Genomic DNA, 24948 nt, shown 5'->3' on the forward strand with positions numbered 1-24948 from the left:
TGGAGAGCCGGGCCTGCGCTCGGCTCTAAAACCGTCCAGCTCAGCGCATCAGCACCACTTCCTCGGCCGAGGTCGGGTGGATCGCCACGGTGTCGTCGAACTGGGCCTTGGTCGCGCCCATCTTCACCGCCACCGCAAAGCCCTGCAGGATCTCGTCGGCCGCTTCGCCCAGCAGGTGGATGCCCACCACCCGTTCTTCCGGACCGGCACAGACCATCTTGAACAGGCTGCGCTGGGTGCCATTGGCCAGCCCCTGCAGCATCGGACGGAAACGGCTGTGGTACACGCTCACCTGATCGAACCGCGCGCGCGCCTCTTCTTCGCTCATGCCCACCGCGCCCAGCGGTGGATGCGAGAACACCACGCTGGCCACGTTCTCGTAATCCATCTTCGACTGCGGGCGGCCACCGAACAGGCGGTCCATCAGCCGCCGCGAAGCGGCCACCGCCACCGGGGTCAGGCCGACCTTGCCAGCGATGTCGCCCACCGCGTGCACGCTCGGCACACACGTGGTCTGCCATTCGTCCACCTGCACCTGCTGGTGTTCGCCGATACCGATGCCGAGCGCTTCCAGGCCCAGATCGCGGCTGTTGCCACGGCGGCCGGTGGCAAAGAACACCGCGTCGAACACGCTGTCGAGCGGGCCATCATGGCCGAATGCACGTACGCGTTCGCCATCGCGCTGCAGTTCGCGCAGGCGATAGCCGAAATGGATGCGCACGCCCTGCTGCTTCAGGTTCTCGGCCAGCTGATCGGTCAGCTCGTAATCGAAGCGATCCAGCAGCCGCTGGCCACGCACCAGCAGGCTCACCTTGCTGCCCAGTGCCTGCAGCAGGCCGGCCAGCTCCACCGCGATGTAACCGCCACCGATGATCGCCACCTCGGCCGGTGCCGCGCGCAGATCGAAGAAATCATCGGAGACTAGGCCCAGTTCGGCACCGGGGATGTCAGGCCGCAGCGGGTGCGCGCCGGTGGCGATCAGGATGTGTTCAGCGCTGTAACGCACGCCATCGCTGCAGGCCACGGTATGCGCATCGAGCAGATGACCGCGCGCCGGAATGCGCACCACGCCGGTTTCGTCCAGGCGCTTGTGGTAGCTGGTGTGGATGTTGCTGATGTAGGCCTGGCGATGGATCACCAGCTCCTTCCACGACAATGCCGGGCGTGCCTTGACATCGAAACCCATCGCACTGGCCAGGCCGATGCGCTCGTGCAGGTCGGCCGCCAGCCACATGGCCTTCTTCGGCACGCAGCCGACGTTGACGCAGGTCCCGCCCAGTTCACCAGGCTCCAGCAGCGCCACGCGCTTGCCGTGCTGCGCGGCGCGGATCGCGCCAGCCAGGCCGGCGGAACCACCGCCAAGGACGATCAGGTCGTAATCATAGGGTGCAGTGCTCATCGGAATCGCTCGGGTCGGTAAGGGGCAGGATCGATCGCTGGCGTGCGGCCGCAGACGAGATCGGCGATCAGCTGGCCGGTGCCGGCGCTCATGCTGATGCCGAGCATGCCATGCCCCGCTGCAAGCCAGACGTGAGGATGCGCGGGCGCGCGGCCGATCAACGGCACGTCGTCCACGCTCATGGGGCGCCACCCGCACCACTGCTCCTGCAGCTGCACACCACGTGGCGCGCGCAGGTAGTGGTCGGCGGCCTGCTGCAAGGCCTGCAGGCGGGTCGTGCGCAGCTGCGGATCGGCACCGGCGAACTCCATGGTGCCGCCCAGCCGCAGCGCTTCGCGCCACGCGATCACGAACACGGAATGGTCCTTCAGCACGACTGGACGCTGCGGCACCTGCGCCGGTCGTGACCAGGTCAGCGAGTAGCCCTTGCCGGGTTGGATCGGCACGCGCAGATCCAGTTGCCGCGCCCAGCGCGGTGACCACGGCCCGGTCGCCAGCACCAGCTCGCGCGCCAGCAGCATGCGTTCACCGACACGCACGCGCACACCCTGCGCATCGGCGCTGAAATCCTCCACGTCCGACTGCTCTTCGATCACCACGCCCTGTGCGCGCAGCACGCGCGCCAGTTCGGCGGTGTAGCGGTCCGGACGCAGCTGGGCATCGCCGGGGAAGTGGATCGCACCGGCAAGGCGATCATGGAACGCCGGATTGTCGCGCGCGTAGTCGGTGCCATCGATGCGCGCCGAGGCAATGCCCTGTGCGTTCAGCGCCTCACACTCGGCAGCGTGGTGATCGAAATTGCGGGCGTCACCGAACACATAGTCCAGACCGCGCGCCTCGAACTCGCAGTCCAGCGCATGCGTCTGCACCCACTGCGCCAGGCGCAGCCGTGAATCATTCAACAATGCGCCGCGTGCCCGCGTGGCGTGCAGCCAGTCGCGTGCGTTGCAGCGCGCCCCGAACTGCAGCAGCCAGCGCCACAATGCTGGGTCCAGGCGTGTACTCACGTACAGCGGCGCACGCGGATCGAGCATCCAGCGCAGCGCGCGCAACGGCACGCCGGGCGCTGCCAGCGGTGGCGCGTGGCTGGGGGTGATGGTGCCGCAGTTGCCATGCGAGGTCGCGCCGCCGACACGCCCACGGTCGATCACGCGTACCTGCCGGCCCTGTGCACGCAGCGCGAGTGCGGCAGCCAGTCCAATGGCACCGGCGCCGACCACGATCACATCCTCGCGCGCGCCCTGCATCGATCAGCCCTGGCCGGCCTCGCGCCGCATCGGCGGCCACTGCCGATAGGTCATCGCGCGCCACAGCCATTCCATCGGCCCAAAGCGGAAGCGGCGCAGCCATACGTGCGAGATGCCCACCTGCACGGTGAACAACAGCAGCGCGAACATCAACTGCACGCTGCGTGGCATCGTTTCGAACGCGCCCAGGCCGTAGTGGTAGAACAGCCAAGTGCACAGCAGCGACTGGCCGAGGTAATGGGTCAACGCCATGCGCCCGACCGGCGCCAGCCAGCCCAGCCGCGCGCGCCAGTGTACGATCCAGGCCAGGTAACCCAGGCACATCGGCAGGCCGCCGATCGTCACCAGCGCCATCGCCGCCGTAACCGGCAGATCGTAAGCGCCCGGCGCCAGATACGGCTTCCAGGCAACACCCAGCAGCGTGACCAGCAGGCCGAAGGGCAGCGCCCCCCAACGCAACACCGCATACAGCCGCGGGAAGCGATCCGGCGTGGCCAGCGCGCCGCTGCCGGCAAACCAGCTGCCGATCAGGAACATGCCCAGCACTTCCGGGCCGGTGATCAGCATCGCCCCCATCGACGTGCCGAACTCGCTCAGCCGCTGCGCATTGGCCTGCATCCAGCTGCCCTGCCCGTACACCAGGCGCTGCAGATCGATGCTCTGCTGCGCGTCGGTGAGCATCTTCCGCACGTCCTCCGCCGAAGCCATCGACACCATCGCGCCGACCAGCAGCATCATCGCCACACCGCCGAGATAGACCGTTACACCCATCCACGGCAGCCAGCTGCGCGGCGCCTCGCGGCAGGCCAGCAACGGCAACGAGACCAACGCGTACATCACCAGGATGTCGCCGGACCAGACCAGCAGCGCGTGGCACAGGCCGATCAGCAGCAGGCCAGCGCTGCGGCGCAGGTAGAACGGGGTGAAGTCACGCCCGGCCGCCTCGGCGCGCTGCGCCATCACCGCGAAGCCGGCGCCGAAGAGCAACGAGAACAGGGTGAAGAACTTCCCCTGCACGAATACGTAGACAAAGGCATCGGCCCAGTAGTCGATACCCTGCCAATGCACGTCGATGCCGGTGAAGGCCAGGTCCAGCGGTCCGCTGAAGGCCTCGATGTTCATCAGCAGGATGCCCAGCAGCGCAGCACCGCGCAGCACGTCCAGCACGGCGATGCGTTCGCCGGAAGCCACCGGCTGCAGGGAAGGAGAAGCGGCGTTCACGGGGCGTCCGTCGGGCAGGTCCGCCATTATGCCGCCGGCCCGCGTGCCATGGATGGCCGCGCCGTGTTCCAGAAACGCAATGGCCCGCCGAAGCGGGCCGTTGCTGCCATCATGATCGCGCTGCGATCAGTGGTGGTGACCGCCGTCGCCGTGGACGTGGCCGTGGTCGATCTCTTCCTTGCCGGCTTCGCGCACATCGACGATTTCCACGTCGAAGTGCAGGTCCTTGCCAGCCATCGGATGGTTCAGGTCGACGTCGACGACGCTCATGCCGACCTTCTGCACGGTCACCGCACGCGGGCCGAAGTTGGTCTGCAGCACGACCTGCTGGCCCGGAGCCAGCTTGGTGTTGCCGAAATGCTTCTTCGGCACGCGCTGGGACAGGCCCTCGCGGCGCTCGCCGTAGGCATCGGCTGCGTTGACGTCAACGCTGAAGGTCGCGCCGGCTTCCTTGTCCATCATGGCGTTTTCCAGGCCCGGGATGATGTTGCCGTGGCCGATCAGGATCGCCAGCGGCTCGCCGCGGTCCTTGGACGATTCGATCGGCTCCTGGCCGACTTCGGAAACGGTGTAGTGGAAGCGGACAACGCGGTCTTTTTCGATCTTCATGCGCAACTCTGTCTGGATCTGCCGGAGGCAGGCGGGTTGGGGCGGGTTGTCGCCCGGCGGGGACGCCGCCATCATGACGGCCAATCCCAAGGTGGCGCATTATCCGGAGAACATGCACATCACGCCAGTTTCGTCCGGCCTGCGCCGGCTCCTCGCCCCGGCCCTGCTGCTGGCCCTGCCCGTGCTGATGACCGCCTGCGGCGGCGGCAAGGCCACCCGCCCCGCTCCGCCCCCGCCGACCGCGAACTGGCCGAAGACCGTGCCGGACAACCCCGAGGCGGCCAACTCGGTGCTGATGCGTGCCATCAGCCTGGTCGGCACCCCCTACCGCTATGGCGGCAACACCCCGGATTCCGGCTTCGACTGCAGCGGCCTGGTGGCCTATGTCTATCGCGAGATGCTGGACCTGAAACTGCCGCGTACCTCGCGCGACCTGGCGGCGGTACAGGGTCCGAAGATCGATCCGCAGCGCCTGGCCACCGGCGACCTGGTGTTCTTCGGCAGCCGCGGCAGCGTCACCCATGTCGGTATCTATGTCGGTGAAGGGCGTTTCGTGCATGCGCCGAGCACCGGCGGCACCGTGCGCCTCGACTCGATCAGCGGTCCCTACTGGAAGGACCACTACACAGGGGCGAAACGCGTCCTTCGCTAAAATGAACAGGCGATATGTTCAAAACTGTGACGAACATCACCATGCAACTAACGAATTACTAACGGAATTTTTAACTTATCCGCGCTTTTACAGGGCATGATGCCCCATCGTTTTTTTCCTGTGACCGACGCGTGACGACTGACGACCTGAAAAGCGAAGGCCAGACTTCCGTATCTTCACGTAGTGCCCGCCCGCTGTTGCTTGGCCTGGCACTGTGTCTGACCAGCCTTCCGGCCTGGTCGCAGACTGCTCCGAACCGTTCCGATGTGAGCCCGGCCCCGGTGGCCGAGAGCACCGCCCGACCGGCCGCCAAGGCCGAGGCTGCCGCTCCGCAACGCAGCCGCGTCGACGCCGCCGCCAGCGCTACCCTGGCCGCCCTGCTGCCTCACCTGGCCGCCAACGACACCATTCCGCTGATGGACCGCTCGGCCGTGGTGGCCGGTGACCTCAGCCGCCTCCTCGCCAACTACGACACCAGCAGCGCTGCCAATGGCAGCGTTGTCGGCACCGCGGCCGACAATGGCAAGGTGCAGTCGCTGCTGCGTCGCGCGATGACCCTGCTGGGCACCCCATACCGTTGGGGCGGCAGCAACCCGGACAGCGGCTTCGACTGCAGTGGTCTGGTCGGCTACGTGTTCCGCTCGGCCCTGGGCATTGAGCTGCCGCGCGTCTCGCGCGAAATGGCACACGACGACAACGCCGAACTGATCAACGACCGCACCGCGCTGGCCGCCGGTGACCTGGTGTTCTTCGGCCGCAAGGGCCGCGTCGATCACGTCGGCATCTATGTGGGTGATGGCCGCTTCCTGCACGCACCGAGCTCGGGCAAGGACGTGCGCGTGGACACCCTGCTCAGCGGCTACTGGGGCAACAAGTTCATGCAGGCCCGCCGGGTCGATCTCTGATCTGACACCACGCCGCCTGACACGAGAAAGCCGCTGCCCTGCAGCGGCTTTTTTGTTAGGCCCGCGCAATGGTGGGTAGCTGCCGATCTTGGTCGGCACCGCCTCCATCCACGCGTGGCGTGGATCTACCAGGCCCGGCTTGACCGCCACCGCGCCAGCCAGCTCCCAGACAAAAAGCCCGCCGTTCAGGGCGGGCCTTTCATCTCCACGCAACCTCAGCCGCGTGGCGGCGTCGGATCGGGGTCGTCCACACCCACATTGCTGGACGGATTGTCATACACCGCCTGGTCGAGCAGCCCGGTTTCCTTGGCCACGATCACCGGCACCAGCATCTGGCCGGTCACGTTCGTCATCGTGCGCATCATGTCGAGGATGCGGTCGATGGCATACAGGTAGCCGATCGTCTCCAACGGCAGGTTGGCCGCGCTCAGCACCACCGTAGCCATGATCACCGCGGTACCCGGAACACCGGCCGTACCGAAGCTGCCCAGCACCGAGGCAATCAGCACCACCACGTACTGTTCAGGGGTCAGCGGCACACCGCTGTACTGCGCGATGAACACCGCGCACAGCGCCGGGTAGATGGCACCGCAGCCGTCCATCTTGATGCTGGCGCCCAGCGGCACCGCAAACGAACCGTAGTCCTTGTTCACGCCCAGGTTGTGGGTGATCGAACGCAGTGCCACCGGCATCGCCGCGAAGCTGGAAGAGCTGACGAACGCAACCTGCATGCCCGGCGCCGCACCACGGAAGAACTTCAGCGGGTTCAGTCCGTGCGCCAACAGCAGTGCGCTGTAGACCACCACGATGTGCAGGGCGCAGGCCACGTACAGGGCCAGCACGAAATGCCCCAGCGGCAGCAGCTTCTCGAACCCGTAGCTGCCGACCAGACCGGCGATCAGGCCAAAGGTGCCGATCGGGGTGACTTCCAGCACGAAGCGGGTCACCTGGATCATGATGTCGCTCATCTGGCCGACCAGCTTGCGCGCCTCGGTCACCTTCTCGCCGAGCTTGACGATGGCGAAGCCGACCAGGCCAGCGAAGAAGATCACCGGCAGGATCGAGCCACGGCCGGCGGCCAGCACGGTTTCGCCGGCCGCGTTGACCTTGGTGCCGATACCAGACAGCGCATAGAAGACATTGGCCGGTACCACGTCCAGCAGCACCTGCACCACGCTGGGCACTTCGCGCGGCACGTAATTGCTGGCCATCGTCAGCTGCAGGCCACCGGCGCCGGGCTGCAGCACGGTGCCCACGCCCAGTCCGACGCACACCGCCAACGCAGCAGTGATCACGAACCACAGGAAGGTGCGGCCACTGAGCGCGGCAACCGACTTCTGGCCGTGCAGCGAGGAGATCGCATTGATGACCGCGAAGAACACCAGCGGCACGGCGATCATCTTGATCAGGGTGACGTACAGCTCGCCAAGCGGGCCGAACCACGTTTCCGCGGCCGGGCCGAGCGCCCAGCCGGCCAGCGCGCCGAGCACGAAGCCACCGACCACGCGCTGCCAGAATGGAATCCGCAGCCAGGCAGAGACCAGCTTCATAGGCAATCCAGAGGGAAGGAAGGGATGCTGGCACGATAGCCCATCAACGGCTGGGGAACGACCGCCCGACCGGCAAATCAGTGTGTCATCGGCGTGCCTTGCGAGGGCGGGCATAATGAACGTCCCGTTACAGTTTGTGAGATCCCAGCGTCCATGCGCCGTTCCGTCTCCCTGTTGGCCGCCTGCGCCACCACCCTGCTGCTGGGCGCCTGCGCCAGCACCCCCCCCGCCACTGCCCCGGCCAGCCTCAAGGTCGCCGTCGACCCCGTCGCCCACCCGGCCGGCGAGACCCCGCAGTGGTGGTACCGCAGTGGCGCCGCCCAGGCCGCCGCCAACGGTGCGATGTCCGGCAAGGCCAAGAACGTCATCCTGTTCCTCGGCGACGGCATGAGCCTGACCACCGTGGCCGCCTCGCGCATCTACGAGGGCCAGCAGAAGGGTGGCTCCGGTGAAGAGAACCTGTTGTCCTGGGAGCGCTTCCCGGCCACGGCATTCAGCAAGACCTACAACACCGATTCGCAGACGCCCGATTCGGCCGGCACCATGACCGCCATCACCACCGGCGTGAAGACCCACATGGGTGCGATCGGCGTCAGCGCCGGCAGCCGCACCGACTGTGCCGACAGCCTGTCCAAGGGCCTGCTGACCTGGCTGCAGCTGGCCGACAGCGCCGGTCTGGCTACCGGCGTGGTCTCCACCGCGCGCCTGACCCATGCCACCCCGGCCGCCACCTACGCGCACTCGCCCGAGCGCAACTGGGAAAACGACACCGACCTGACCGAAGCGGCCAAGGCGGCCGGCTGCAAGGACATCGCCCAGCAGCTGCTGTCGACCTCACGCTATGGTCGCGGCCCCCTGGTCGCCCTCGGTGGCGGCCGCGGTGAATTCACCACCGTGGAAGAGCGCGATCCGGAATACGACGACAAGGTCGGCCAGCGCCTGGATGGCCGCAGCCTGGTGCAGGAATGGCAGCAGGCGCACCCGCAGGGTGCCTACGTGTGGAACAGCAAGCAGCTGGCCGCCGCCGCCAACGCACCGGCCATCCTCGGCCTGTTCGAGCCGGACCACATGCGCTACGAGTACGAGCGCCCGCAGGATCCGGGCGGCGAGCCGAGCCTGGCCGAACTGACTGCCGCAGCGATCAAGAATCTGTCGAAGCACCAGGAAGGCTACGTGCTGATGATCGAAGGCGCGCGCATCGATCACGCCAACCACAGCGGCAATGCCTACCGTGCACTGACCGAGACCGTGGCCCTGTCCGACGCAGTGCGCGTGGCCAACGAACTGACCTCCGCCGACGACACCCTGATCATCGTCACCGCCGACCACTCGCACACGCTGAATTTCGTCGGCTACCCGGCACGTGGCAACCCGATCCTGGGCAAGGTCAAGGACAAGGGCGGCGAAGACGGCGCCGGCAAGCTGGACTACGCCCTGGACGGCACCGGCCAGCCGTACACCACGCTGAGCTACGCCAACGGCCCGGGCCATACCGGCAGCAGCAACCAGCAGCCGGCCGGCCCGAAGCGTTACCCGCACAACCCGAGCAGCTTCGAACCGGCCAACGGCCGCCCGAACCTGCGCGAGGTCGACACCGAGCATCCGGACTACATGCAGGAAGCGCTGGTGCCGATGAAGTCCGAATCGCACGGTGGCGAGGACGTCGGCATCTGGGCACGCGGCCCGGGCAGCAAGGCGATCCGCGGCACGCTGGAACAGAACGCGATCTATCACATGATCGTGCAGGCCACCCCGGCCCTGCGCGAGCGCCTGTGCCAGGCCGGCACCTGCGATGACAAGGGCGTGCCGGTGCAGCTGCCGGCACCGACCGCGTTCGAGCGCAAGGCCGAGGCCAAGTGATCGCACGGGAGGCCCGCCCTGACGCTGCCAGCGGCCGCTTCGCGCGGTCGCTGGCCCTGCTTGGCATGCTGGTCAGCGCCACTGCAGCGGCACAGGCACCGGCATGCAAGCTGCTGACCGACGAACACGGGTTGTGGCCACTGCCCAACTGCGAGGTGATCGATCACCGGCCGAAGATCAGTGCCGACACGCTGAAGGCCCTGAATTACGACGACCACGGCCTGGCAGTGGTGTACGCCGACCAGGGTTTCCACTACGTCGACCGCAAGGGCCGCAGCCTGCCGGTGCTGACCTGGGACAACGGCCCGGAAACGCCGCAGGAAGGCCTGCTGCGCGCCCGCGTAGGCAACCGCGTGGGTTACTTCGACCTGACGTTCCGCCAGGTGGTGCCCGGCACCTTCGATTTCGCATGGCCGTTCCAGGACGGCGTGGCCGAGGTCTGCAATGGTTGCCGTCGTGGTACGCCGGATGCCGATGGCCACACGCCGATGGAAGGCGGAGAGTGGTTCCGCATCGACCGTTCGGGTCGTCGGGTGAAGTAGGGTTTTCGGCAGGGCTGCCCCCTGCACCTGCAGACGCCAAAGCAAGATCAAAAGCGGCTCTGGTTTTCTGTGAGTTGGGTGGGGCGGTGTGGGTGGGCAGGACACGCCGTAAACCCATCCCTGGGGGCTCGATGGCGCCATCCATGGCGCCAACGGTCCTGCCCACCCACACCGCCCCACCCCCGACAGTTTTCCGGTGACGGTTGGACCATCCACGCTTTGCGTGGATCGTATCTGTCAGATATCGAATTGAATCCGGGGTCAGATCCGTTTTCCGCAGGAAAACGGATCTGACCCCATGAGCAACCCGACAGTTCGCAGGAAACTGTCGAAGGCGGGGTGGGTCCGGTTGCGGGAGTGTCCGCGGCATGGATGCCGCGGCCAAGCCCCCAGGGACGGGTTTACGGCGTCTCCCGCAACCGGACCCACCCCGCCAACCTTCAGGAAACCAGCTTCTGCCGTTGCTGTTGCTGTTGCTCTGGCTCGTAGCGGGTGCAGGGCGCAGCCCTGCCAAGTAAACCCCACCCTATACTTGCCACCGTGACTGCCTTCCCTGCCCTCGTTCCGCTGGATGCGCCGCTGCTGGTGGGCTACAGCGGTGGCGTCGACTCCACCGTGCTGCTGCACTGGCTGTGGCGCTGCGCGCAGACTTCCGGCACCGCCCTGCGCGCGGTGCACGTGCATCACGGCCTGCAACCCGATGCGGATGACTGGGTGCTGCACTGCCGGCAGCAATGCGACGCCTGGGGCATTGAGCTGGCCGTGCACCGCGTGCAGGTCGAGAACGGCACAGGCCTGGGCACCGAAGGTGCCGCGCGACAGGCACGACGCGCCGCGTTCGCGGCTGAGCTGCGCGAAGGCGAAACGCTGGCGCTGGCGCAGCACCAGGACGACCAGGCCGAGACCTTCCTGTTGCGCGCCCTGCGCGCTTCTGGCGTCGATGGCCTGGCGGCGATGTCCACGCACAGCCGCCTTGGCGAACATCCCTTCTGGCGCCCGCTGCTGGCGGTACCACGCAGTGCACTGCTCGACTACGCGCGCCAGCACGTGCTGCGCTGGATCGAAGACCCCAGCAACGCGGAAGACCACGCCGATCGCAACTTCCTGCGCCTGCAGGTGTTGCCGTTGCTGCGCCAGCGCTGGCCGCATGCGGCTGCAGCATTGGCGGGCAGCGCGACGCATTGCCGGCAGACCCGCGAACTGCTGGACGAGGAAGACGCCGAGCTGATCGCGCATCTGGAAGTGGCACCGCGCGTGCTGTCACTGGAACTGCTGCGCCAGATGTCGCCGCGCCGCGCAGCACGCGTGCTGCGCGCGTGGGTGCTGGGCCATGATGCGGCACCGTTGCCGGCCTCGGTGTTGCAGCAGGCGCTGGAGGAGCTATTGCCGGCCGACACCGACCGCCAGGCGCGTGTGCGCTGGCAGCAGCACGTGATCCAGCAATGGCGCGACCACGCCTATCTGCTGCCGGCCCGGCTGCCCTCGCTGCCCCTCGACTGGCAGGCCGAGTGGGATGGCCGTGCACCGCTGCCATTGCCCGACGGTGGCCAGCTGAGCCTGCTGGGCGCCGGCGCTTTCGAACAGCCACTGCAGGTCCGTGCACGCGTGGGCGGCGAGCGCATCCTGCTGCAGGGTCGCCAGCATTCGCACGCGCTGAAGGACTGCCTGCAGCGCGAGCACCTCGCCCCCTGGCGACGCGCGCAGCTGCCGTTGATCTTCGATGGCCCGCAGTTGCTGGCCGCCGCCGACGTGGTCATCGCCGCGCCCTTGCAGGCCTGGTTGCAGGCCAACGAGGCACAGCTGCGGTGGCGTCCCGGCGGCTGGTGAATTGACCCCCGCGCGCGGCCCGTCCACACTTGCCGCATGGCCAAGAAGTCCCCCGAAAACGCCTCCCCCGTCGCCCAGTTCGAGCAGTCGCTCGAATCGCTGGAGCAGCTGGTGGAACAGATGGAAACCGGCGAGCTGAGCCTGGAAGCTTCGCTCAGTGCTTACGAGCGTGGTGTCGGTCTGTACCGCCAGTGCCAGCAGGCGCTGGAGCAGGCCGAACTGCGCGTGCGCCTGCTCAGTGATCCGGCGCAGCCGGAAGCCTCCGAGCCCTTCGACCCGCCCAGCCATGACGGCTGAGGTTCTGTTCGCGCGCTGGCGCGACCGTATCGAAAGCCAGCTCGATGCCGCCCTGCCCTCGCCTGCCGAGGCGCCGCAGCGCCTGCACCAGGCCATGCGCTATTCGGTGCTGGGTGGCGGCAAGCGCATGCGGCCCCTGCTGGTCTACGCCAGTGGTCACCTGTTCGGTGCGCAGCCGGAAAGCCTGGATGCGGCGGCCATGTCCGTCGAGCTGATCCATGCCTATTCGCTGGTGCATGACGACCTTCCGGCGATGGATGACGACGCCCTGCGTCGCGGCAAGCCCACCACCCACATCGCCTTCGACGAAGCCACCGCGATCCTTGCTGGCGACGCCCTGCAGACCCGCGCCTTCGGCCTGCTGGCCGATGCGCCGCTGCCGGCCACGTTGCGCGTGGCCTGCCTGCAGACCCTGGCCCACGCCTCAGGCGCGTCCGGCATGTGTGGCGGCCAGGCGCTGGACATCGATGCCACCGGCCAGCAGCAGACGCTGGCGGCGCTGACCCGCATGCACGCGCTGAAGACCGGCGCGCTGATCCGCGCGGCAGTGCGCATGGGCGCGCTGTGTGGCCAGGCCCACGAACCGCAGTTGGCCCAGCTCGACAGTTTCGCCGATGCACTCGGCCTGGCCTTCCAGGTCCGCGATGACATCCTCGATGTCGAAGCCAGTTCCGAACAGCTGGGCAAGACTGCCGGCAAGGACCAGGCGCAGGACAAGAGCACCTTCCCCGCCCTGCTTGGCATGGACGGCGCAAAGGCCCAGCTGCACGAGCTCGCAGCGCGCATGCAGTCGATCCTGGCCGGGTATGGCGAGGAAGCCGACGCGCTGCGCGCGCTGGCGACGCTGGCGGTGGAACGCGATCACTGATCGCTGCACGCGGCCCGGCATTCCCCGCACACGAAAACGCCCGGCAGTGCCGGGCGTTTTCAGTTCCGCGTGCGGACGATCTTACTTGATCAGGCGCAGCGCGAACGGGTAGCGGTAGGCTTCGCCGTTGTTGGCCTTGACCGCAGCGATGATGCTGAACACCAGGCTGATGATGCCGACGATCGGGGCCAGGAACACGCCGATGATCACGATGGTGAGGATCATGCTGATGACCATGGCGATGGTCACGGTGATCTGGAAGTTCAGGGCTTCCTTGGCCTGGTCGGTCACGAAGGCCTTGCCAGCATCGTCCTTGTTGATCAGCCAGATGATCAGCGCGCCGATGAAGCCGGTGAAGATGCCCAGCAGGTGCGCGGCCAGGGCCATGGTGCGCTGGTCGGCCGGAACGTCGGCGGTGGCCGGTGGCGGCGGCGGGACGTTATCGAATTCACTCACGACAAAACTCCTTTTCATTGGGTGGTCTTGACCAACCAGCACCCAGCTGATTGCGTCAGGCGGGCATAGCTTACGCCATCGACGGCATCAATCATTACCTGCGATGGTCATCCGCCCCAACAGGATCGAACCGGTCCGGATGTGCGAACGGGGATCGACGTCGCTGCCAACCGCCTCGATGCTGCTGAACATCTCGCGCAGGTTGCCGGCGATGGTGATGCCGTCCACCGGGTACTGGATCTCGCCGTTCTCGACCCGGAAGCCACCCGCGCCACGCGAATAGTCGCCGGTCACGCCGTTCACGCCCTGCCCCATCAGCTCGGTCACCAGCAGGCCATCGCCCATCTGCCGCGCGATGTCCTGCAGCGGGCCGGCATTGGCCGCCAACTGCAGGTTGTGCACGCCACCGGCGTTGGCGGTGGTCTGCAGGCCCAGCTTGCGTGCCGAGTAGCTGCCCAGCACATAGCGCTGCAGCACGCCGTCGCGGACGAGAGCCGAGGCCCGGGTGGCCACGCCGTCGCCGTCGAAGGCGGCCGAGCGCAGGCCACGGCGCAGGTGCGGCAGCTCCTCGATCTGCATCCAGTCCGGGAACAGCTGCTGGCCAACGCTGTCCAGCAGGAAGCTGGCCTGGCGATACAGAGCACCGCCGGACACCGCCGACAGCAGGTGCCCGACCAGGCTGCGCGCCACTTCCGGGGCGAACAGCACCGGCATGCTGCCGGTGGCCAGCGATCGTGGCTGCAGGCGGGCGACAGTACGCTCGGCGGCACGACGTCCGACCATGCCGACGTCCTCCAGGTCCTCGCGAGCCAGCGCACTGGTGTACCAGCCGTCACGCTGCATGCCATCGCCCTGCCCGGCGATCAGCGCACAACCGACCGAATGGTGGGTGCCGCGCTCACGGCCGATGAAACCATGCGAATTGGCATAGACCGACAGGCTCTGCATGCTCGACACCGAGGCGCCGTCGGAATTGCGGATCTGCGCATCGGCCTCACGGCCTGCGGCTTCGCAAGCCAGGGCCAGGTCCACCGCCTCGTCGGCCTGCAGCGCCCACGGGTGCCAGCCGTCCAGGTCCGGGAAGTGGGTGGCCATCAGGGCCGCCTCGGCCAGGCCGGCGGCCGCGTCATCTTCGGTATGCCGGGCGATGGCGCAGGCCTGCTCGACCGTGGCCGCCAGGCTGGCCTCGTTCAGGTCGCCGGTGCTGGCGCTGCCCTTGCGTTGGCCGAAATACACAGTGACGGCGATGCCGCGGTCGCGGGTGGACTGCACGGTTTCGACCTCGCCGAGGCGAACATTCACCTCCAGCCCGCGGTCTTCGCTGCAGCTGACTTCAGCCTGGCTGGCGCCCAGCGCGCGGGCGCGGTCGAGCAGCTGCTGGGAGAGGTCGGCCAGCCGTTCCAGCCGGGCCGGGCTGTCGTCGCCGACGGCGGCTTCAGGGGCGATCACGTTCAATGCTTTATCCTGTACGGGTTGGGCCCGGTATCACGCCGGGCGACTTTTTTTGAAATCAGGTATGGACGATGCGCGGACGCGACGAAGAAACCGGTGAATTCCACGACAAGAGCCGCAGCCAGAACCGGCGCGACGCGCTCGACGTCCTGGCCCTGGGCGAAAAACTGGTGTCGCTGACACCGGCCCAGCTGGCGCGCCTGCCGATCCCGGAAGACCTGCTGCCGCACATCGCCGAGTGCAAGCGCATCACCGCGCACATCGCCCACAAGCGCCAGCTGGCGTTCCTGGCCAAGCACATGCGCCGCGAAGAAGAAGCCACGCTGGATGCGATCCGCGATGCGCTGGATGCCAACAGCGAAACCGGCCGCCGCGAAGTGGCGATGATGCACCGCGTGGAAGACTGGCGCGAGCGCCTGCTGGCCGAAGGTGACAAGGCGCTGGCCGCTCTGCTGGACGATTACCCGCAGGCCGACCGCCAGCAGCTGCGCACGCTGGTGCGCAATGCGCAGGCCGAGAAGGCGAAGAACAAGCCGCCGCGTGCCTATCGCGAGATCTACCAGGTGCTGCGCGCACTGATGCTGCCGGCGGCGCTCGGCCTGAAGGCCAGCGCCGAAGACGCTGGCCACGTCGAGACCGACGAGGCCGACGAGGACTGAGTCCGCGCCGGAGCGGGCGGTGGCGCTGGCCATCGCCCGGCTCAGGCCTGGGTACCGCCGACGGTGATGCCCTCGATCAACAGCGACGGCTGGCCGACACCCACCGGCACGCTCTGCCCGTCCTTGCCACAGATACCCACGCCCTCGTCCAGGGCCAGGTCGTTGCCGACCATCCGCACCTTCTGCATGGTTTCCGGACCGTTGCCGATCAGGGTCGCCCCCTTCACCGGCGCGGTGATGCGGCCATCCTCGATCAGGTAGGCCTCGGTGGCCGAGAACACGTACTTGCCGCTGGTGATGTCGACCTGGCCGCCGCCGAAGTTCACTGCATACAGGCCCTTCTTCACCGAGCGGATCATTTCCTGCGGGTCGTGCTGGCCGGCGCGCATGTAGGTATTGGTCATGCGCGGCATGGTCAGGTGCGCGAACGATTCGCGACGCCCGTTGCCGGTCGGTGCCATGCCCATCAGGCGTGCGTTGAGGCTGTCCTGCATGTAGCCGACCAGGATGCCGTCCTCGATCAGCGTGGTGCACTGGCTCGGGTGGCCTTCGTCGTCGATGTTGAGCGAACCGCGACGCCCGTCCAGGGTTCCATCGTCGACGATGGTCACGCCCGGTGCCGCCACGCGTTCGCCGATGCGGCCGGCGTACACGCTGGTGCCTTTGCGGTTGAAGTCGCCTTCCAGGCCGTGGCCGACCGCTTCATGCAGCAGCACGCCGGGCCAGCCAGGTCCCAGTACCACCGGCATCACGCCGGCCGGCGCCGGCACGGCGTCCAGGTTCACCAGCGCCTGGCGCAGGGCCTCGCGCGCAAACGCTTCCGGGCGGCCATCAGCGAACAGTTCCCCGTAGCCATAGCGGCCACCGCCACCGGCATAGCCGGACTCGCGGCGGCCGTTGTGTTCGACGATCACCTGCACGTTCAGGCGCACCAGCGGGCGCACGTCAGCGCCCAGCACGCCGTCGCTGCGCGCGATGAGCACCGTGTCCACGCCGCCGGACAGGCTCACCATCACCTGCTTCACGCGCGGGTCGGCGGCACGCAGGTAGCCGTCCAGGCGCTTCAGCACCTCGACCTTTGCCTCGTTGCCGAAGCCATCGATGGGATCCAGCGCCGGATACAGCGCGCGTGAATTACCGCGCAGCAGCGAGCGCCCGGACTGCGCGCCACCCTCGCGCGAAATCGCACGCGCCGACTGCGCCGCGGCCAGCAGCGCGTCGGCATGGATGTCGTCGGAGTAGGCGAATCCGGTCTTCTCGCCGGACATCGCCCGTACGCCCACGCCTTGCTCGATGGAATGGGCGCCGTCCTTGACGATGCCGTCTTCCACGCTCCAGCTCTCGCGGCGGGCGTGCTGGAAATAGAGGTCGCCGAAGTCCACACCGGGGCCGAGCAGCTGGCCGAAGGTGCGCTCCAGGCCATCGGTATCCAGCCCGCCGGGGCGCAGCAGGCGATCTTGGGCAAGCGTCAGGGCGATATCAGTCATGGTTCTCGATCTGGGGGTGCTGGGGCGCTCAGGCAAGCCCCGTGAACAGGAGGTCCACGCTCAGCGTGAGCGTGGCAGGTCGGTAACGGGCGGCGGAACGGCCGGGGCCGGGCGCGGCGCGGGCGCTGGCGGGGTCTTGTCGCGGCTGCGTTCGATCACTTCCACCTTCGGCTCCTTCCATGGACCGGTCACCTTGTAGGTGCGGGCGCCGATCTCGCCGAGCGGTTTGGACAGTACCGCATTGGTGGCCGCGCCGAGCGCCGCGCCCACCGGGCCACCGGCCACCGCGCCGACCACCGTCAGCAGGTTGCCGGCGCGCGGGTTGACATCGATGGTCTGGTCGAACCGCTGGTTGCGCAGGTCGGCCTGGCCGCGGATGGTGATGTTCGCCGCCGGGCCCTCGATCAGTACCTTGTCGGTGCGGGCCATGCCCTGCCCGAACTGCACGCTGCCGTCGACCTGGTTGAACGCGAAGCCCTTGGAGAAGAAGTCGCGGAAGTCGAACATCAGGCGCCGCGGCAGCTGGGTCACGCTGAGCAGGCCCAGCACACGGCCAGCGCCCGGCTCCAGCTCCAGCAGCTGGCCATTACGCGCGTGCAGATCAAGGCTGCCCTGCAGATTGGCCAGCTGGAAGTCCGACGGCCCCCCGCTCCAGGAGGCCTGCAGCTGCGCCTGGCCAGAGCCGCCACGCAGCTGGCCGCCGTAGTCGAGGTTCTGCATCAGGGCGCCCAGGTCCTCGCTGCGCACCTGCGCGGTCAGCTCGGTGCGGGCACCACCGGTGCGACCCAGCCAGCGACCGCTGATGTCGATCTCCTGATCGGGCGCGCGGAAGCGCAGCTCGTCCACGTTCAGGCCATTGGCCAGCGGCCGCGTACGCAGCACCGCCTGGCCCAGCACCACCTTGCCGAACTTCAGGTCGGCAATGTCCAGCGCGAACGGCGGCAGCTTGGCCGGGTCCATGTCGTTGGCGCCGGCCTGCACCCGGGCTGGCGCGGCCGCGCCCGGCGCCGGCGGCAGCGACTGCCAGTGCACACGGTCGAGTCGGCCACTGATGGTGCCTCCTTCGGCGTTGGGTACGGTCAGGCGACCGGCCAGCGAAGGTCCATCCAGGCGCACGTCCAGCGCCTGCGGTCCCGGCTGCAGCTGCAACCGGGTCTGCTCGAAGACGCCGCCGATCAGCATCAGCTTGCCGACCTGCACGTCCACTGCACGCAGCGGCATGCCGTCATCGTCGTTGCCACCACGGGCCAGACTGATCCACTCCAGCGCATCCAGAGTCGGGCTGCGGCCATTGACGGACAGTCCGCTGGGCGGCGGCTCGCGATCGGCATGGTCGCTGCCCAGGGTGACCTGCACACCGGTGCGGTTGTTGTGGCTGCGCGCGGCCAGGGCCAGACGCTGGCCAAAGGCCACATCGATGCGACCAGCGCCCATCGGCAGCTGCGCGGCCACCGTGGTCGCCAGCGGCTCGGTGGCCGGCTTGTCCAGCGGTGCCGGCAAGTCCAGGCGGGTTCCCACCAGATCCGAACTCAGGCGCAGTTCGCTGGGCGGTGCGGGCGCTCCCGGTGCGACTTTGGGCAGGTTGACCGCGATGGTCCAGGGCGAGTTACCCGCGATATAGGGCTTGAGCCACGCCATTTCCGGGGCGCGGTCAATCAGCACACCGGCGTCGAGGTTGGCCGTCAGCTGGGACTCGAACGCCAGCCTGCTGTCGTGCACGTAGCCGCCGGCACGCAGGCTCAAGCGGCCGTCCTGACCGAGGTGGCGCACCGCCAGTTCCTCGGCACCGAAGCCACCATTGCTGTAGCGCGCCTGCCCATGCATGTTGTCGAAGGCCAGCTGGAAGCGCTTGTCCACCAGCTTCACACCATTGAGGTCGACCGTGCCCTGCAGGTGACCGCCGCCTTCATCGTGGTGCAGCGGCTGCAGCAGGTCGAAGGTCACATGCGCCGGGCCCGCAGCCGTGAGGTTGTCCAGGGTGTCGCCATAGTCCTTGTGCAATGGGCTCTGCCGCAGCATTGCCAGCAGTCTGCCGGCCTCGCTCTGCGCATCGGCACGCACGTACAGCGGCTGCTGCCCGAAGTCCTGGATGCCCGCCTCGAATCTCTGCACCGCTACACCGGCCAGGTCCCCTCGCCCATGCATGTCGAAGCCGGGGCCGATGAAGGCGATATCGGCGTCGACCTGGCGCATCAGCGGCCAGTCGTGCTGGAAGCGGATGTCGCCGTTGGTGATATGGCCGGTGGCCTCGAAACGACCATCGTTGTTGTCGAACGGCCAATCGTCCAGGTCACCGCTGACCAGGCCGATGCCATTGCGCACCTGGCCGCCGGCCAGCGCCATGTCCAGCCAGTCGGTGGCGCCCTTGCTCATCTTGGAGTGGATCCAGAAGCGCTTGGCCGCCGTCATCGGCACATCGTCCAGCTTGGCCGCCAACTGCAGCCAGGGCCGCGTGCCGTCGCCCTGGAACCAGACACCACCGCGCACATCGGCCGCGTAGTCGGTGCCTTCCACGCGCATCGCCGCAGTGCCGATACGCCAGCCACCGCCCTCGTCACGCCAGCCCACGATCTGTCCAGCCAGGTGCAGGTCGTGCCGCACGCCGAAGCCGGTGGGCCAATCGAACTGCAGCTGCCGTTGCGGTTGCAGCTGCAGGCTGAAGCCATCGGCGTCGCCCTCGAAATGTCCCCCCAGGCCGCGTAGACCCGGAGAATTGCCAACGCTGGCAAAGCCCAGCGACTGCAGCTCGCCCTGTGCCCGCAACGGGCCATCACGTTCGCCGGCCAGTTGCAGCTCTCGCACATCCAGCTGCGGTTTGGACAGGAACAACCAATGGCGCAGGCCTGGCTCGAGGCGATCACTCAGCGCCAGCGCACGCAGCGCCGTACCGGCCTGTACTTCGCCGGAACTCACCCGCAGCTGCCTGCCAACCTGCAACTGCAGGCCATCGAGCTGTTGTTCGCCGTCTTCGGTCTTCAAACGAAGGCGCGGTACCTGCAGCGCCCAACCATCGGCCTGGCGCTGCCAGCGCAGGCGCGCCTGCAAGCGCTGCAGCTGCAACCGCGGCGTTGCCACGTCGGGCATCGGTGCACCGTCGACGCGCACGTCACGCAGGTCCGAATCGGTGGTCAGCGCCACCGGCGCGAAGTCGCGCAGGGTCAGCCACAGGTTCAGCTCACCCTTGCCTTCGCGCAGGCGCACGCCACCAGCTGCCAGCAACGGCGACCAGGCATGGAAATCAACAGGATCGGCACCCAGCCAGGCCTGCCCGTTGCCGCGCGCGCGGTCCACGTCCAGCACTGCGGTCAGCGGCAGGGCATCGGTCTGCGCCCAGGCACGCACGCCCACACGCAGGCGGTCGCCATTGACGCGCAGGCGCAGATCGATACGCGGCAGGGTGGTATCGATACCCAGTCCCGGTGCATGCACACCCAGGCGGCCATCGATCACCTGCAGCTCGCCCAGCCGGCGCAGCGCGTCCAGCGGGTCACCGCCCGTGTCTGACTTCGGCAGGCCACGCACCGACCAGCGGCCGTCCTTGCCCTGCTGCAGGTCCAGTGCCAGGCCACGCAGGCGCAGCTCGGTCAGCGAGCGACCAGGCAGCATCCCGCTGTACATTGACACCAGCACTTCGGCCTCGCCGATGGCCAGGCCCTGACCGGCGCCGATGCGCAGGCCCTTCAGCTGCAGCAGCGGACCACGCCGGGTCCAGGCCGTCTGCAGCTGGTCGAAATGCACCGGCTGGCCGGCACGCTCACTCAGCCAGGCGGCAATCCTGTCGGGGTGACGCTCGGCCAGCGGCAGCAGCTGGCTGAGGGTACCCACCAGCAGTGCCAGCCCGACCAGGCCTACCGCGCAGGCGGCAATGAAATGACGGCGGATCCTTCGCAGTCGCAGGCGCGGCGGCGCGCTCATCGGCCACCGCCGGCCTGCGGCCGGCGAGGATCAGAGCAGAACGACATCGAATTGCTCCTGCAGGTACTGCTCGTCCGCCTGGAAGCGGATGCTCTTGCCGAGGAATTCCTCCAGCTCGGCCACCGCCGAGGATTCCTCGTCGGTGATGCGCGCGACCACCTTGGTCGAGGCGATCACCAGCAGGCGTGCGGCATCGAACTGGCGCACGGCACGGGTGATCTCGCGGAAGATCTCGTAGGTCACCGTTTCGGTGGTCTTGATGCTGCCACGGCCACTGCACTGCGGGCACGTTTCCGACAGCTGGCGCTCCAGGCTTTCCACCGTGCGCTTGCGCGTCATCTCCACCAGCCCCAGCGGAGAGAAGTCGTACACCGTGGTCTTGGCATGGTCGCGGGCCAGCGCCTTTTCCAGGGTGCGCAGCACCTGGCGGCGATGCTCGGCATCGTCCATGTCGATGAAGTCGATGATGATGATGCCGCCCAGGTTGCGCAGGCGCAGCTGGCGGGCCACCGCCTGTGCCGCTTCCAGGTTGGTGCGGAACACCGTCTCTTCCAGGTTGCGCTGGCCGAGGAACGAACCGGTATTGACGTCGATGGTGGTCATCGCCTCGGTCTGGTCGATCACCAGGTAACCACCGGATTTCAGCGGCACCTGCTTGTCCAGCGCACGGCCGATCTCGTCCTCCACCCCGAACATGTCGAAGATCGGGCGATCGCCTGAATACAGTTCCAGCTTCTCGGCCAGCACCGGCATGTACTTGGCCACGAACGCCTGCAGCTGCGCGAAGGTTTCCTTCGAGTCCACCTTCACCTTGTCCACGTCCTTGCGGATCAGGTCGCGCACCGAACGCAGCGGCAGGCTCAGGTCTTCATAGATGTTGCTGCACGAGGCCGCTTCGCGGCCGCGGCGCTCGACCACGTTCCAGACCCGCGACAGGTAAGCGATGTCCTCGGCGATGGCCTCGGCCGGCTGGCCCTCGGCATTGGTACGCACGATGTAGCCGTAGCCGCCATGCTGCGCAGACAGCTCGGTCACCAAGGCCTTCAGGCGGGCGCGCTCGGCTTCATCCTCGATGCGCGCGGACACCCCCACCACCTTGGATTGCGGCAGCAGCACCATGTAGCGCGACGGGATGCTGATCTGGGTGGTCAGGCGTGCGCCCTTGGTGCCGATCGGGTCCTTCACCACCTGCACCACGATGTCCTGGCCGTCACGCAGCAGCTCGACGATGGGCACGCTGGCCGGCGGCGGAAGGGTCGTGTTCTCGGTGTCTGCACTGGCCACCGGGGCCGGGCGCACCACGTCGTTGGCGTGCAGGAACGCGGCGCGCTCCAGGCCTACCTCGACGAACGCGGCCTGCATGCCGGGCATGACCCGCTGCACCTTGCCCTTGTAGATGTTGCCGACCACACCCCGGCGCCAACCGCGCTCGATGTGCAGTTCCTGCAGCATGCCGTTCTCGATCACCGCGACCCGGGTCTCGCGCGGGGTCACATTGACCAGGATTTCCTCAGACATCGGCAGCCTCCCTGGCGGCATCGGCAGTGGGGGCCGGCACGCCACAGCGCGCCAGCAGACGATCGGTATGCAGCAATGGCAGCCCCATGACGCCGGAGTAGCTGCCGGAAAGATGTTCGATCCAGCGCTCGGCCCCGCCCTGGATGGCGTAGGCCCCGGCCTTGTCCAACGGCTCGCCGGTGGCGACATAGGCGGCGATGTCGGCGGCGGCGATCGGGGCGAAGGTCACTTCGGAAATGACCAGTTCGCTGTCCAGCCCGTCGGCGCCGACCACCACCACCGCAGTCATCACCTGGTGGGTGCGCCCGGCCAGGCGCGCCAGCATCGCGCGTGCGCCGGCGGCGTCGGCCGGCTTGCCGAAGACCTCGCCGTCCAGCACCACTTCGGTGTCCGAGCCAAGCACCCGCGCCTGCGGATCATCGGCCAGCACCCGGGCCAGGCCGGCGCGCGCCTTGTCGGCGGCGACCCGGCACACATACTGTTCGGCGCTTTCAGCGGGCGCGCGCTGCTCGACGACCTCCAGGTCCAGGGCCTGGAAGGGGCGTCCGAGTCGGGCCAGCAACTGGTTGCGTCGGGGGGAGCGGGAAGCAAGATAGAGCATCGGCACAGCATAACCTGAGGCCGCCACCTGAATCGTCGGCAACCCGTCCCGGAACGCGTTCAACCCCGAACGGGCTCACAGCGCGTTCATCGCTACGACACCACCCTCAACGGCACAACAAGGAGTTCTCCATGCGCCTGACCGCCACCCCGCTGCTGCTTGCCCTGTCCCTCGCCCTTGGAACCTCGATGACTGCCCATGCCGCCCCGTCGTCGCCGTCGATCGCCGCCGCGGCCGAAGGCACGCTGCTGAACATCTCGGCCAATGCCGAAGCCACCCGCGTACCGGACGTGGCCACCCTGTCGGCCGGCGTGGTCACCCAGGCCGCCGATGGCAACAGCGCCATGCGCCAGAACGCCCAGCAGATGGACAAGGTGCTCGCCGCGATCAAGGCCGCCGGCATCGCCGAGCGCGACGTGCAGACCAGCGGCGTCAGCCTCAACCCGCAATACCGCTATGCCGACAACGAAGCGCCGAAGATCACCGGCTACCAGGCCAGCAACACGGTCAGCCTGAAGGTCCGTGACATCGCCAAGCTCGGCAAGGTGCTGGACGCGCTGGCCGCTCAGGGCGCCAACCAGATCAACGGCCCCAGCTTCGAGATCGACCAGCCGGAACCGGTCTATGACGAAGCGCGCCTGGCCGCGCTGAAGAAGGCCCAGGCCCGCGCCCAGACCTATGCCAAGTCGCTCGGCCTTCAGGTGCGCCGCATCGTCAGCATCTCCGAGAATGCCGGGGGTGGTTACCGCCCGATGCCGATGATGCGGACCATGGCCGCCGGCGCGGCGATGGATAAGGCCACGCCGGTCGCCCCGGGCGAATCCACTGTGTCGGTCAATCTGGACGTGGTGTTCGAGCTGGGTCGCTGATCCCATCCGTTCCGGTAGACGGAGGCGGGTCCCGCAGGGGCCCGCCTTTTTCATGGGCCAGGGCGGCTGGCTGAAGGCCAGCCCAACGATCCTGCCCCTGCCTCTAGGCAGTGGCCGGGGCCTGGCGCTAATGATTGGCTGCCAGCCGCGTGCGGCAACCCCGCCACGGGCCCTGGTGCGTTGAGGACTTCGTCACTGGCATGGAGGTGGACCATGGTTCGTACGTATCCCGTTGCATCCCCGCACTTCGACCCCGCCCGCGTTGCCGCCTGGAGCGCGGCCATCGCCCTGCACCTGCTCGCGTTCCTGTTGCTGCTGATCCCGGCGACCTACCAGGCCGTGCAGGTCCCGCGTGACAAGACCACGGTCAGGCTGATCGAGAAGATCCCGCCAACGCCGCCCCCACCGGTGCTGCAGGAACCGAAGGAAGTTGCCCGGGTCGTGCCGAAACCGCAGGCACAGCCGGCGACACCGCCACTGCCGGCCCCAACCGCGACCGTGGAGGAAACGCAGGGCATCACGCTGCCGGCCGCCGAACCGGCCCCGCCGCAACTCGCGCCGAGCGTCGACACCCATGCACCGCTGGCCGGCGCCCAGCTGCAATACCGCAGTGCCCCGCCACCGGCCTATCCGGTCGCCGCACTGCGCAACCATGAGCAGGGCACGGTGCTGCTGCGGGTGGAGGTCGACAGCAGCGGCCAGCCGGTCGCGGTCAGCATCGAGCGCAGCAGTGGCTCGCGCCACCTGGACCAGGCTGCACGCCAACAGGTGCTCAAGCGCTGGCGCTTTGAACCGGCCCAGCGTGATGGTGTAGCGGTACCGGCCATCGGTTTGGTGCCGGTGCAGTTCTCGTTGCCGGACTGACGACCCGGGCCGGTCCGACCGCCTGTCGGACCGGCCTTCGGGACCGAACTGCCAAACTCGGCAAAGTTCCAGTTCAAACGTTACGGATTAAGCAAAATTTCACGACTTCGTCACCCGTCGGAAACCTAGATTGGCCCGTCCCGGACACTC

Annotated in this window: 21 protein-coding genes; 10 read left to right on the top strand and 11 right to left on the bottom strand. The window is 67.8% G+C overall.

Going from position 1 to position 24948, the window contains the following annotated elements:
* Positions 1-40: 40 nt before the first annotated feature.
* The 4 genes from gorA to AC5P9L_RS15430 all read right to left on the bottom strand — a co-directional run bounded on the left by gorA (position 41) and on the right by AC5P9L_RS15430 (position 4476).
* Positions 41-1399, bottom strand: a complete 1359-nt coding sequence (gorA, locus tag AC5P9L_RS15415) for a glutathione-disulfide reductase (protein WP_005410512.1) — start codon at positions 1397-1399, stop codon at positions 41-43.
* Positions 1396-2646: an NAD(P)/FAD-dependent oxidoreductase gene (locus AC5P9L_RS15420; RefSeq protein ID WP_279915739.1), complete on the bottom strand. Its 1251-nt coding sequence runs from the start codon at positions 2644-2646 to the stop codon at positions 1396-1398. Before AC5P9L_RS15420 ends, gorA begins: the two co-directional genes overlap by 4 nt.
* Before the next feature lie 3 nt (positions 2647-2649).
* A complete protein-coding gene (locus tag AC5P9L_RS15425; protein ID WP_005410514.1) occupies positions 2650-3894 on the bottom strand; it encodes a DUF418 domain-containing protein in 1245 nt (414 codons plus the stop codon).
* A 99-nt stretch (positions 3895-3993) separates the two neighbouring features.
* Positions 3994-4476, bottom strand: coding sequence for an FKBP-type peptidyl-prolyl cis-trans isomerase (locus tag AC5P9L_RS15430; RefSeq protein WP_012480915.1), 483 nt, complete (start codon positions 4474-4476; stop codon positions 3994-3996).
* A gap of 73 nt (positions 4477-4549) precedes the next feature.
* On the opposite strand from AC5P9L_RS15430, the gene AC5P9L_RS15435 reads away from it, so the two are divergent.
* Both AC5P9L_RS15435 and AC5P9L_RS15440 read left to right on the top strand, forming a co-directional pair.
* Positions 4550-5128: a C40 family peptidase gene (locus AC5P9L_RS15435; RefSeq protein ID WP_012480916.1), complete on the top strand. Its 579-nt coding sequence runs from the start codon at positions 4550-4552 to the stop codon at positions 5126-5128.
* 131 nt (positions 5129-5259) lie between these two features.
* A complete protein-coding gene (locus AC5P9L_RS15440) occupies positions 5260-6033 on the top strand; it encodes a C40 family peptidase (RefSeq protein ID WP_005410517.1) in 774 nt (257 codons plus the stop codon).
* A gap of 215 nt (positions 6034-6248) precedes the next feature.
* Here the strand turns inward: AC5P9L_RS15440 and AC5P9L_RS15445 are convergent, their stop codons facing one another.
* On the bottom strand, positions 6249-7583 hold the full coding sequence (locus AC5P9L_RS15445) for a dicarboxylate/amino acid:cation symporter (protein WP_005410518.1): 1335 nt from the start codon (positions 7581-7583) through the stop codon (positions 6249-6251).
* Between the two features lie 153 nt (positions 7584-7736).
* Between AC5P9L_RS15445 and AC5P9L_RS15450 the strand changes: the two genes are divergently transcribed.
* From AC5P9L_RS15450 to AC5P9L_RS15470, 5 genes are all read left to right on the top strand, one after another.
* Positions 7737-9443: an alkaline phosphatase gene (locus AC5P9L_RS15450; RefSeq protein WP_062606158.1), complete on the top strand. Its 1707-nt coding sequence runs from the start codon at positions 7737-7739 to the stop codon at positions 9441-9443.
* Entirely contained in the window at positions 9440-9985 is a 546-nt protein-coding gene (locus AC5P9L_RS15455; RefSeq protein WP_062606151.1) for a WG repeat-containing protein, read from the top strand. The genes AC5P9L_RS15450 and AC5P9L_RS15455 overlap by 4 nt, the downstream gene beginning before the upstream one ends.
* 540 nt (positions 9986-10525) lie before the next feature.
* A complete protein-coding gene (gene tilS / locus AC5P9L_RS15460; protein ID WP_172711823.1) occupies positions 10526-11812 on the top strand; it encodes a tRNA lysidine(34) synthetase TilS in 1287 nt (428 codons plus the stop codon).
* A 36-nt stretch (positions 11813-11848) separates the two neighbouring features.
* The gene (locus tag AC5P9L_RS15465; RefSeq protein WP_005410522.1) at positions 11849-12109 is read left to right on the top strand and encodes an exodeoxyribonuclease VII small subunit; all 261 of its coding nucleotides are present in this window, start codon (positions 11849-11851) and stop codon (positions 12107-12109) included.
* Positions 12099-12977 carry a polyprenyl synthetase family protein gene (locus AC5P9L_RS15470; protein WP_005410523.1) on the top strand — a complete coding sequence of 293 codons (879 nt, stop codon included), beginning with the start codon at positions 12099-12101 and terminating at the stop codon, positions 12975-12977. Before AC5P9L_RS15465 ends, AC5P9L_RS15470 begins: the two co-directional genes overlap by 11 nt.
* A gap of 81 nt (positions 12978-13058) precedes the next feature.
* Here the strand turns inward: AC5P9L_RS15470 and AC5P9L_RS15475 are convergent, their stop codons facing one another.
* Positions 13059-13433 (bottom strand): DUF4870 domain-containing protein, encoded by a 375-nt coding sequence (locus AC5P9L_RS15475; RefSeq protein WP_005410524.1) that lies wholly within the window; start codon positions 13431-13433, stop codon positions 13059-13061.
* 87 nt (positions 13434-13520) lie between these two features.
* Complete coding sequence (gene pmbA / locus AC5P9L_RS15480; RefSeq protein WP_227415684.1) at positions 13521-14888, bottom strand: metalloprotease PmbA; 1368 nt, start codon at positions 14886-14888, stop codon at positions 13521-13523.
* Positions 14889-14956: 68 nt separating this feature from the next.
* Here pmbA and yjgA point away from each other — a divergent pair, with 68 nt between their 5' ends.
* Positions 14957-15544 (top strand): ribosome biogenesis factor YjgA, encoded by a 588-nt coding sequence (gene yjgA, locus AC5P9L_RS15485; RefSeq protein ID WP_005410526.1) that lies wholly within the window; start codon positions 14957-14959, stop codon positions 15542-15544.
* Positions 15545-15585: 41 nt separating this feature from the next.
* On the opposite strand, the gene tldD is transcribed toward yjgA, so the two are convergent.
* Genes tldD through AC5P9L_RS15505 form a run of 4 tightly spaced genes read right to left on the bottom strand, consistent with a single transcriptional unit; the run spans position 15586 to position 23065 of the window.
* Positions 15586-17031 (bottom strand): metalloprotease TldD, encoded by a 1446-nt coding sequence (tldD, locus tag AC5P9L_RS15490; RefSeq protein WP_279915934.1) that lies wholly within the window; start codon positions 17029-17031, stop codon positions 15586-15588.
* Positions 17032-17091: 60 nt separating this feature from the next.
* Entirely contained in the window at positions 17092-20946 is a 3855-nt protein-coding gene (locus AC5P9L_RS15495; RefSeq protein WP_012480924.1) for a YhdP family protein, read from the bottom strand.
* 30 nt (positions 20947-20976) lie between these two features.
* Positions 20977-22464: a ribonuclease G gene (gene rng / locus AC5P9L_RS15500; protein ID WP_005410529.1), complete on the bottom strand. Its 1488-nt coding sequence runs from the start codon at positions 22462-22464 to the stop codon at positions 20977-20979.
* The gene (locus AC5P9L_RS15505) at positions 22457-23065 is read right to left on the bottom strand and encodes a Maf family nucleotide pyrophosphatase (RefSeq protein ID WP_032966937.1); all 609 of its coding nucleotides are present in this window, start codon (positions 23063-23065) and stop codon (positions 22457-22459) included. Before AC5P9L_RS15505 ends, rng begins: the two co-directional genes overlap by 8 nt.
* Positions 23066-23196: 131 nt before the next feature.
* Here AC5P9L_RS15505 and AC5P9L_RS15510 point away from each other — a divergent pair, with 131 nt between their 5' ends.
* Complete coding sequence (locus AC5P9L_RS15510) at positions 23197-23934, top strand: SIMPL domain-containing protein (RefSeq protein WP_005410531.1); 738 nt, start codon at positions 23197-23199, stop codon at positions 23932-23934.
* Positions 23935-24147: 213 nt separating this feature from the next.
* Positions 24148-24798: an energy transducer TonB gene (locus tag AC5P9L_RS15515; RefSeq protein WP_241889362.1), complete on the top strand. Its 651-nt coding sequence runs from the start codon at positions 24148-24150 to the stop codon at positions 24796-24798.
* Positions 24799-24948: the final 150 nt, after the last annotated feature.

The sequence above is a fragment of the Stenotrophomonas sp. YJH_SMC_64 genome, assembly GCF_059371375.1.

What these genes read in the sequence shown, in the direction of transcription:
- AC5P9L_RS15515 (WP_241889362.1), top strand. Translation starts at nt 24,148, where the DNA reads ATGGTTCGTACGTATCCCGTTGCATCCCCGCACTTCGACCCCGCCCGC.
- AC5P9L_RS15465 (WP_005410522.1), top strand. Translation starts at nt 11,849, where the DNA reads ATGGCCAAGAAGTCCCCCGAAAACGCCTCCCCCGTCGCCCAGTTCGAG.
- rng (WP_005410529.1), bottom strand. Translation starts at nt 22,464, where the DNA reads ATGTCTGAGGAAATCCTGGTCAATGTGACCCCGCGCGAGACCCGGGTC.
- AC5P9L_RS15495 (WP_012480924.1), bottom strand. Translation starts at nt 20,946, where the DNA reads ATGAGCGCGCCGCCGCGCCTGCGACTGCGAAGGATCCGCCGTCATTTC.
- AC5P9L_RS15510 (WP_005410531.1), top strand. Translation starts at nt 23,197, where the DNA reads ATGCGCCTGACCGCCACCCCGCTGCTGCTTGCCCTGTCCCTCGCCCTT.
- AC5P9L_RS15420 (WP_279915739.1), bottom strand. Translation starts at nt 2,646, where the DNA reads ATGCAGGGCGCGCGCGAGGATGTGATCGTGGTCGGCGCCGGTGCCATT.
- AC5P9L_RS15435 (WP_012480916.1), top strand. Translation starts at nt 4,550, where the DNA reads ATGACGGCCAATCCCAAGGTGGCGCATTATCCGGAGAACATGCACATC.
- gorA (WP_005410512.1), bottom strand. Translation starts at nt 1,399, where the DNA reads ATGAGCACTGCACCCTATGATTACGACCTGATCGTCCTTGGCGGTGGT.
- AC5P9L_RS15425 (WP_005410514.1), bottom strand. Translation starts at nt 3,894, where the DNA reads ATGGCGGACCTGCCCGACGGACGCCCCGTGAACGCCGCTTCTCCTTCC.
- yjgA (WP_005410526.1), top strand. Translation starts at nt 14,957, where the DNA reads ATGCGCGGACGCGACGAAGAAACCGGTGAATTCCACGACAAGAGCCGC.
- AC5P9L_RS15430 (WP_012480915.1), bottom strand. Translation starts at nt 4,476, where the DNA reads ATGAAGATCGAAAAAGACCGCGTTGTCCGCTTCCACTACACCGTTTCC.
- AC5P9L_RS15505 (WP_032966937.1), bottom strand. Translation starts at nt 23,065, where the DNA reads ATGCTCTATCTTGCTTCCCGCTCCCCCCGACGCAACCAGTTGCTGGCC.
- AC5P9L_RS15450 (WP_062606158.1), top strand. Translation starts at nt 7,737, where the DNA reads ATGCGCCGTTCCGTCTCCCTGTTGGCCGCCTGCGCCACCACCCTGCTG.
- AC5P9L_RS15470 (WP_005410523.1), top strand. Translation starts at nt 12,099, where the DNA reads ATGACGGCTGAGGTTCTGTTCGCGCGCTGGCGCGACCGTATCGAAAGC.
- AC5P9L_RS15445 (WP_005410518.1), bottom strand. Translation starts at nt 7,583, where the DNA reads ATGAAGCTGGTCTCTGCCTGGCTGCGGATTCCATTCTGGCAGCGCGTG.
- tldD (WP_279915934.1), bottom strand. Translation starts at nt 17,031, where the DNA reads ATGACTGATATCGCCCTGACGCTTGCCCAAGATCGCCTGCTGCGCCCC.